We start from the raw sequence: 8,771 nt of genomic DNA, 5'->3' as shown, positions 1-8,771 counted from the left end.
GACTCGATGAGCCGTCAGGCCGGTGGCCAGGTGGGCGCCGGCGGCGCCGGCATGGGTTCGCGCGGACCGGGTGAGACGAAGATCGAGCTCGATCGCCGCCGCATCCGCACCCGCATGGCGATGCTGCGCCGGCAGATCCGCGACTTCGCGCCGGCCCGCGATGCGAAGCGCGCCGAGCGCAAGCGCAACACGATCCCGTCCGTCGCGATCGCCGGCTACACGAACGCGGGGAAGTCGAGCCTGCTGAACCGGCTCACGAGCGCGGGTGTGCTCGTGGAGAACGCGCTGTTCGCGACGCTCGATGCGACAGTGCGGCGGGCCGAGGCATCCGATGGACGCGTCTACACGCTCACCGACACCGTCGGGTTCGTGCGCAACCTGCCTCATCAGCTCGTGGAGGCATTCCGCTCCACGCTGGAGGAGGTCGGCGACGCCGATGTGATCGTGCACGTCGTCGACGGCTCCCACCCCGACCCTGCCGCGCAGCTCGCGACGGTGCGCGACGTGATCGGCGAGGTCGGCGCGCGCGCCACGCAGGAGCTCGTCGTCTTCAACAAGGCCGACCTCGTCGATGCCGACGCGCGCCTGGTGCTGCGCGGACTCGTGCCGGGCGCGTACTTCGTGTCGTCGCGCACGGGTGAGGGCATCGCCGAGCTGCGTGCGGCTGTCGAGGCCGCGCTGCCGCTGCCGGCGGTGGAGATCACGGCGCTCGTGCCTTACGGTCGCGGGGACCTCGTCTCCGCGGTGCACGACACCGGGCTCATCGTGAGCCAGTCGCACGAGGAGACCGGCACTCTGCTGCACGCTCACGTCTCCGAGCGTCTCGCCGCTGAGCTCGCCCCGTTCGCGCGCTGAGCGTTCAGGTCCGTCAGTCGTGAGCGGCGACCCTTCGGCGCTCAGTCGAGCGCGAGCGGCGGCAGCCCCGGTGGAGTGAATCCGAACACGGCGCCGAGGAAGGCGAGCTCGGTCTCGGCGGCGTCGATGATCGTCTCCCGGCGGCGGAAGCCATGCCCCTCGCCCTCGTAGAGACGGTAGGCGTGCGGGATGCCGCGCGCCGCCAGCGCGTCGCGGATGGCCTCCGACTGGGTGGGTGGCACCACGGCATCGTCGGCGCCCTGCAGCAGCAGCACGGGCGCCGCGAACCGGTCCGTGTGTGACAGCGGGGATCGCTCGAGATAGACGGCCTCGGCCTCCGGCAGGGGACCGATGAGGCCGTCGAGGTAGCGCGACTCGAAGTCGTGCGTGTCGGCGGCGAGGGCGCGCGCATCGGCCACGCCGTAGCGCGAGATGCCCGCCGCGAACACGTCGCTGCCGGCGAGGGCGGCGAGCACGGTCCATCCGCCCGCGGAGCCGCCGGCGATCGCGATGCGGGCGGCGTCAGCGTCGCCTTCCGCGACGAGACCGGCCACCGCGGCGAGGACGTCGTCGACGTCGACGATGCCCCACTGACCGTCGAGGCGCTCGCGGTAGGCGCGTCCGTAGCCGGATGACCCGCCGTAGTTGACGTCGAGCACGCCGATGCCGCGGCTCGTGAGGTAGGCGATCGATCCCGACAAGCCCCCCGCGACGTGGGAGGTGGGTCCGCCGTGCACGGTGACCACGTACGGCGCGCGCTCGCCGGCGGGCGCCACGATTCCGGGAGCGGTCGGCGGGTAGACGAACGCGTGCACCGGCCCGTGCGGACCGGGGTAGGTGACCGCACGCGGGGTCGGCAGCCAGGCGTCGGGCAGCGGCGCGGCGCCGCCGACCACGGCCTCCGCGGCGCCGGTCTCGACGTCGACGAGCCACAGTCCGCTCGACACGGCCGAGCCCGCGCCCGTGAGCAGCACGCGCGAGCCCGCGGCATCCTCGATGAGCAGGTGGCTCGAGACCGGCAGCGGGATGCCGCGACTCGTCCCGTCCGCCTCGATGACGTCGAGCTCGTCCCGGCCGTTGGTGCGGAGGGCGGCGATGCGGCCGCCACCGAGCGGCGCGAACCAGCGACTGCCGAGCACCCACAGCGCGCCGCCGGTGTCGGCGTCGGCGGGCGCGACCTCCGTCACCGTGCCGCCGCGCACCCGACGGAGGTTCCAGCGCCCGGTCTCGTCGTCGGAGTAGAGCAGCGCGCCGTCCGGCTCCCACGTCGGCTGTACCGGCGCGCTCGCGCCGCCGGCGACGACGGATGCCTCGTCCGGCCGCCCGAGTGGAGCGCGCCGGAGTTCGCTGCGCTCCCACGGCATGTGCGGGTGGTTCCAGCCGATCCAGGCGATCTCACGCCCGTCGGGGGAGAGTGCGGGCTGGGCGACGAAGTCGGTGCCGGATGCGACGACCTGCAGCGCGGTCGGGTCGTCGGAGGCAGATCCGTCGAGCGGGATGCGCACGGCGTCGTGGGTCGTGCCGCGCGCGTCCTGGGTCTCGCGCACCGCGAGCAGCGCACCGCCCGTGACGGTGAGCCCACCGAAGCGCTGTCCGAGCCCGCCCGGCGTGAGAGGCTGAGGTTCCTCACCCGGGGTGAGTGAGTAGACCCGCTGGTCGCCCTTCTCGACGAACACCAGCCCGCCGTCGCCGCGAGGAGCCCACGCGCCGCCGCCGTACTCGTGCACCGCCGAGCGCGCGCTCCACGGTGCCGGAAGAATCTCCGCCACCTCTCCGCCCTCGAATCGCCGGCGCACGGTGCCGCGGCCGCCCTCCTCGGGCACCGACGCGCCCCACCAGATCTCCGATCCGACCAGGCGCGCGCCGTCGAAGCGGGGCGAGGAACCGGCGATGTCGGAGGCGGACAGCGGTGACGGCCAGGAGCCGTGGGGGAGAGTCTGCGGCATCCCTCCACGCTAGCCGCGGGCCGCGGCATCCGCCCGCTCGGCGCGGAGCGGGAGACGCGTGCGCGGTGCTCGCGTGACTCCGGGCGTCACACACGGCTGCGCACATCGCTCGGTGCTTTATGCTCTGATCCCACCCGTATGCGCATTCTGCGCACCTCTTCCACCGTGTGAAATGACCTCTTCCGTCGACTCCGTGCCCGCGCCTGCGCCGTTCTCGTTCGAGCTGTACCCGCCTCGCACGGCGGCGTCAGAGGCGGCTCTGCACGAGACGATCGCGCGCCTCGCCGAGGTCGGGCCGCGGTTCATCTCGGTGACGTACGGTGCCGGCGGATCCACCGGCGGACGCTCGCTCGAGGTGCTGCGTCACATTCGCGCCACGACCGATGTCGAGCCGCTGGCGCACCTCACGTGCGTGGGCAACACCTATGCGGGCGCCAACCGTCTCATCCGCGAGTTCCTCGACGCCGGCATCCGCAGCTTCCTCGCGCTGCGCGGAGACCCGCCCGCGGGCACCTCCGAGGACGACGTGTACCTGGGTGACCTGGAGAGCGCCGCCCAGCTCGTGCAGCTCATCGACCGCGTCCAGGCCGAGCGCGCTCCCTACCAGGAGTCCGGGATCCCCGGCATGCCCGGCGCCGCCCGCGTCGATCCGCGCCCGCGGGTCGACATCGCCGTCGCGGCCTTCCCGAACGGCCACCCGCGGTCGCGGCATCCGCGCGAGCACATCGACGCGCTGCTGGCGAAGCAGGCCGCCGGTGCGACCCTCGCCATCACCCAGCTGTTCTTCCACGCCGACGACTACGTCTGGTTCGTCGACCGCGCCCGTACGGCGGGAGTCACCATCCCGATCCTGCCGGGGATCATGCCGATCACCGGCCCGGCACGGCTGCGCCGTGTGCTGCAGCTGACCGGCGAGGAGATCCCCGCCGACCTTGCGATCGCGCTCGAGGTCGAGCCGACCGCCGAGGGCCAGCGGGAGATCGGCATCGCGCACGCCGCGCGTCTCGCCGAGGAGGTGCTGGCCGGTGGAGCGCCCGGTGTGCACCTCTACGCGTTCAACAACCACGACACCGTGCTCTCGGTCCTCCGTGAAGCAGGTATTCTCACCGCGGGCGCCTCCGGCCCCGCCTCCACCCCAGTGAAGGAGTCACGTCGATGACTGCACCCGCCCTGCCCGAGGGAACCATCCTCGGCTACCCCCGCATCGGCCGCCGCCGTGAGCTCAAGCGCGCCGTCGAGTCGCACTGGGCGGGCGCGCTCTCCGAGGCCGACCTCGAGGCCACGACGGCCGACCTCCGCCGCGACACCCGCGAGCGTCTCGCCGAGCTCGGTCTCGGCCGCACGGACTCCTCGATCCCCGAGTCGTTCTCGTACTACGACCAGGTGCTCGACGTCACCGCGACCGTCGGCGCCCTGCCCGCCCGCTTCACGCGTCTGCGCGAGAGCGACGGCAGCGTGCCGCTGTCGGCCTACTTCACGGCCGCCCGCGGCGAGGGCGATGACGCGCCGCTGGAGATGACCAAGTGGTTCGACACGAACTACCACTACCTGGTTCCCGAGATCGGTCCCGAGACCCGCTTCGCGCTCACGAGCGACCGCTTCGCCCGCCAGGTCGCCGAGGCCCGCGCCGACGGCTTCGTCACGCGCCCCGTCGTCGTCGGCCCCGTCACGTTCCTCGCGCTGGCGAAGGCGACGGATGCCGCGCCCGCCGGCTTCGCTCCGACGAGCCGCCTCGATGACCTCCTGCCCGTCTACGTCGAGCTGCTCGCGTCGCTGAAGGCGGCCGGAGCCGAGTGGGTACAGCTCGACGAGCCGGCCCTCGTCAGCGAGAGCGTCGACGTCGACCCCGCCGCTCTCGCGGCGCTCGCGGAGCGCGCCTACGCCGTGCTCGGCGGTGCCGCCGACCGCCCGTCGATCCTCGTGACCGCCGGCTACGCGCAGCTCTCGCCCGAGGCGTGGCAGGTTCTGGCCGCCGCCCCCGTCGAGGCGCTCGCGATCGACCTCGGCCGCGGTGCGCTTCCGGCGGCCGTCCCCGGGCTCGAGTCCAAGACCCTCGTGGGCGGCGTCGTCGACGGCCGCAACATCTGGCGTGGCGACCTCGAGGCCGCCTGGCAGAAGCTCGAGGCGCTGAAGGGGCTGGGCGCGGCATCCGTCGTCGCCGGCACCACCACCTCGCTGCAGCACGTGCCGCACGACGTCGCCGACGAGCCCGCGCTCGATGAGCGTCTCGTCTCGTGGCTCGCGTTCGCCGATCAGAAGGTCGGCCAGATCGCGGTGCTCGCGCGTGGCCTGGCCGAGGGTCGTGACGCGATCGCCGACGACCTCGCCGCCGCGACGGCGGCGCTCGAGGACCGTCGGTCGGCACCGGGCGTGCGTGTCGACGCGGTGCGTGCCCGCACCGGCGCCCTGACCGACGCCGACTTCTCGCGCGGCGACTACGCGGAGCGTGCCGCGGCGCAGGATGCCGCGCTGCACCTTCCGGCGCTCCCGACGACCACGATCGGGTCGTTCCCGCAGACCGGTGACATCCGTCGCGCCCGCGCACGCCACGCGAAGGGCGAGCTCACCACGGCCGAGTACGACGGGTTCCTCCGCGACGAGATCGCCGCGGTCATCACGCTGCAGGAGGATCTCGGTCTCGACGTCCTCGTGCACGGCGAGCCCGAGCGCAACGACATGGTGCAGTACTTCGCCGAGAACCTCGACGGCTTCGCGGTGACGCAGAACGGCTGGGTGCAGTCCTACGGCTCGCGTGCGACGCGTCCGTCGATCCTCTGGGGCGACGTGTCGCGTCCGGCGCCGATCACGGTGGCGTGGGCCGAGTACGCCCAGTCGCTCACCGCGAAGCCCGTCAAGGGCATGCTGACCGGCCCGGTGACGATCCTCGCGTGGTCGTTCGTGCGCGACGACCAGCCGCTGGGCGAGACCGCGAACCAGGTCGCCCTGGCGCTGCGCGACGAGATCGGCGACCTCGAGCAGGCCGGCATCGCGATCATCCAGGTCGACGAGCCCGCGCTGCGCGAGCTGCTTCCGCTGAAGAAGGCCGACCAGCCCGCCTACCTCGACTGGTCGGTGGGATCGTTCCGCCTGGCGACCGCGGGAGCCGAGACGGCCACCCAGGTGCACACGCACCTGTGCTACTCGGAGTTCGCCGTCGTGATCGACGCGATCGCCGCCCTCGACGCCGACGTCACCTCGATCGAGGCGGCGCGCAGCCGTGGCGACGTGATCGACGACATCTCTGCGTCGGGCTTCAGCCACGGCATCGGCCCGGGTGTCTACGACATCCACTCGCCCCGCATCCCGAGCGTCGAAGAGGTCACCGAGCTCCTCGAGCGCGCGGTCAAGGCGATCCCGACCCGCCAGATCTGGGTCAACCCCGACTGCGGTCTGAAGACCCGTGGCTACGCCGAGACGAAGGCCTCGTTGCGCAACCTCGTCGCCGCGACCGTCGCGGTGCGCGAAGAGGTGGGCGCCCGCTAGGGCTGAGCGCCTCGCGAACGACAGAGGGCGGCGACCGGATGCTTCCGGTCGCCGCCCTCTGTCGTCGTCTCGGTGTCGTCAGACCGCGCGCATGAGCGCGACGACTTTGCCGAGCACGACCGCCTCGTCGCCGAGGATCGGCTCGAACGCGGAGTTGCGCGGCAGCAGCCAGGTGTGGCCGTCCCGCTGGCGGAAGGCCTTGACGGTGGCCTCGCCGTCGAGCATCGCGGCGACGATGTCGCCGTTCTCGGCGGTGGACTGCGAGCGCACGACCACCCAGTCGCCGTCGCAGATGGCGGCGTCGATCATCGACTCGCCCTGCACCTTGAGCATGAACAGGTCGCCCTTGCCGACGAGCTGGCGGGGGAGGGGGAAGATCTCCTCGACCTGCTGCTCAGCCGTGATCGGGATGCCGGCGGCGATGCGCCCGACGAGGGGCACCATGGCGGCGTCGCCGACCGAGGGGGCCGTGTCGGCGGGGTTCTCGGCCGCGGTGCCGGGGAGGTCGATGAGCACTTCCATCGCACGGGTCTTGCCCGCGTCGCGACGCAGGTAGCCGCTCAGCTCGAGCTGGTTCAGCTGGTGCGTGACGCTCGAGAGCGACTTGAGTCCCACGGCGTCGCCGATCTCGCGCATGCTCGGCGGGTATCCGTGGCGCGCGATGGAGCGCTGGATGACCTCGAGGATCGCCAGCTGCTTGTCGCTGAGGCTCTTGCGCCGACGCGTCTGCGGCTTCTCCCGACCGGGCATCGCACGCTCCTTCCCTGGGCCGCCTCGTCGTTCTCGTTCGAATGTCGGAGGTCGGTGATGTGCTTCAGATGTCGAAAACCTATCCGGCTCTCGGCGCCCTTCGCGGGAGCGGGCACGCGTGTCGCGTTCGAAAGTCCTCGAAGGCGAGAGCCGGTTGACACTCGACAATATCGAAGATAGATTCGGAAAAGAAGTTCGCAAGACCGGCCCCCGGCCGGGTCCGGTCTTGCGACACTTCACCACTCTGAGGAGGCAGACATGACGACGATCCCGCTCACGCTCGCACCGCGCACCCGACTGCGGATGACGCGTCGTGGCCGCCGCGTGCTCGTGTTCCTCGCCGCACTGCCTTTCCTCATCGGGGTCTCGGCGGGCATCGTGTCGGGCGGGGCGGCTCTCGCGTCGCGCGACGCCGGTGCTCCGGCGGGCACCTACCAGACCGTCACGGTCGAGGCCGGTGACTCGCTGTGGTCGATCGCGGAGCGCGTCGCGCCGCAGGCAGATCCGCGCGACGTGGTCGACGCGTTCGTGCGGCTCAACGCACTCGGAAACGGCACGGTGGTGGCCGGCGAGCAGCTGTCGATCCCCACCGAGTACGCTCCGGCTCGCTGATCTCGACCGTCGGGTCGGCGCGTATCCCGCCTCTACGATGGAACGGTGACCCGTCTCGAAGACCTTCCGATACGCGACGACCTGCGCGGGCTCGTCCCTTACGGCGCCCCGCAGGTCGCGCTCCCCGTCGCTCTGAACGTCAACGAGAACACGCATCCGGTTCCGGATGAGGTCGCCAGCGACATCCTCGATTCCATCGCCCGCGCGCTGCGCGACGTCAACCGCTATCCCGACCGCGAGTTCACCGCGCTGCGCGAGGGCTTTGCGGACTATCTCGGCAACGGGCTGCTCCCCGAGCAGATCTGGGCCGCGAACGGGTCGAACGAGGTGCTCCAGCACGTCCTGCAGGCCTTCGGCGGCCCGGGGCGTCGGGCGTTCGGCTTCACGCCGACGTACTCGATGTACCCGCTTCTCACGCGCGCGACTGGCGCCGAGTGGGTCGCCGGCGAGCGGGCCAGCGACTACACGCTGTCTCCGCAATCCGCGGCCGACCAGGTGGCCGCCGCTGACCCCGACGTCGTCTTCCTGTGCGCTCCCAACAATCCGACCGGCACGCCGCTGCCGATCGATGTGATCACCGCCGTCTACGAGGCGAGCCGCGGCATCGTCATCGTCGACGAGGCCTACATCGAATTCGCCCCGCGCGACGCGGTCTCGGCGATCTCGCTCCTCGAGGGCCGGGAGCGCCTGGTCGTCTCCCGCACCATGAGCAAGGCGTTCGCCTTCGCCGGTGCGCGCGTGGGCTACCTCGCCGCCGACCCGGCGATCATCGACGCGCTGCGCCTCGTGCGCCTGCCGTACCACCTGAGTGCGCTCACACAGGCCGCCGCATCGGCGGCACTGCGTCACGCGGACGTCATGCTCGGGATGGTCGACGAGATCGTCGCGCAGCGCGACCGCATCTCGGCGACAGTCGAGGCGCTGGGCTTCCGCGCCCACCCGTCGTGGACCAACTTCGTGCTGTTCGGCGACGTCGACGACCCGCGGGCGACCTGGCAGGCGCTGTACGACCGGGGCGTGCTGATCCGCGACGTCGGCATTCCGCACCACCTGCGGGTGACGGCGGGCACCGCGCAGGAGACGACGGCGTTCCTCGATGCCCTGGCCTCGCTAGAATCGGGCGCA

At 72.0% G+C, this 8,771-nt stretch carries 7 protein-coding genes; 5 read left to right on the top strand and 2 right to left on the bottom strand.

Annotation, left to right across the window (positions count from 1 at the left end; genetic code table 11):
• Window positions 1–855, top strand: an 855-nt coding sequence (gene hflX, locus ASG00_RS18065; RefSeq protein WP_235559485.1) for a GTPase HflX, incomplete at its 5' end; no start/stop codon positions are given.
• Window positions 856–896: 41 nt separating this feature from the next.
• Here hflX and ASG00_RS10465 read toward each other — a convergent pair.
• A complete protein-coding gene (locus ASG00_RS10465; RefSeq protein ID WP_056209367.1) occupies window positions 897–2,801 on the bottom strand; it encodes a S9 family peptidase in 1,905 nt (634 codons plus the stop codon).
• 172 nt (window positions 2,802–2,973) lie between these two features.
• Here ASG00_RS10465 and ASG00_RS10460 point away from each other — a divergent pair, with 172 nt between their 5' ends.
• A complete protein-coding gene (locus ASG00_RS10460) occupies window positions 2,974–3,960 on the top strand; it encodes a methylenetetrahydrofolate reductase (protein WP_045247614.1) in 987 nt (328 codons plus the stop codon).
• On the top strand, window positions 3,957–6,284 hold the full coding sequence (gene metE, locus ASG00_RS10455; protein WP_056209364.1) for a 5-methyltetrahydropteroyltriglutamate--homocysteine S-methyltransferase: 2,328 nt from the start codon (window positions 3,957–3,959) through the stop codon (window positions 6,282–6,284). The genes ASG00_RS10460 and metE overlap by 4 nt, the downstream gene beginning before the upstream one ends.
• Before the next feature lie 78 nt (window positions 6,285–6,362).
• Here metE and lexA read toward each other — a convergent pair whose 3' ends face one another.
• Complete coding sequence (gene lexA / locus ASG00_RS10450) at window positions 6,363–7,034, bottom strand: transcriptional repressor LexA (protein ID WP_045247616.1); 672 nt, start codon at window positions 7,032–7,034, stop codon at window positions 6,363–6,365.
• A gap of 258 nt (window positions 7,035–7,292) precedes the next feature.
• On the opposite strand from lexA, the gene ASG00_RS10445 reads away from it, so the two are divergent.
• Window positions 7,293–7,646 carry a LysM peptidoglycan-binding domain-containing protein gene (locus ASG00_RS10445; RefSeq protein WP_056209360.1) on the top strand — a complete coding sequence of 118 codons (354 nt, stop codon included), beginning with the start codon at window positions 7,293–7,295 and terminating at the stop codon, window positions 7,644–7,646.
• 45 nt (window positions 7,647–7,691) lie between these two features.
• Window positions 7,692–8,771 (top strand): histidinol-phosphate transaminase (locus ASG00_RS10440; protein ID WP_056209562.1); only part of this gene is annotated, 1,080 nt, incomplete at its 3' end.

Source organism: Microbacterium sp. Leaf351, from assembly GCF_001423825.1.
GTDB classification, from domain to species: Bacteria; Actinomycetota; Actinomycetes; order Actinomycetales; family Microbacteriaceae; genus Microbacterium; species Microbacterium ginsengisoli.
Note: the sequence above shows the minus strand (reverse complement) of the source record. Positions and strands in the feature narration are given on the sequence as shown.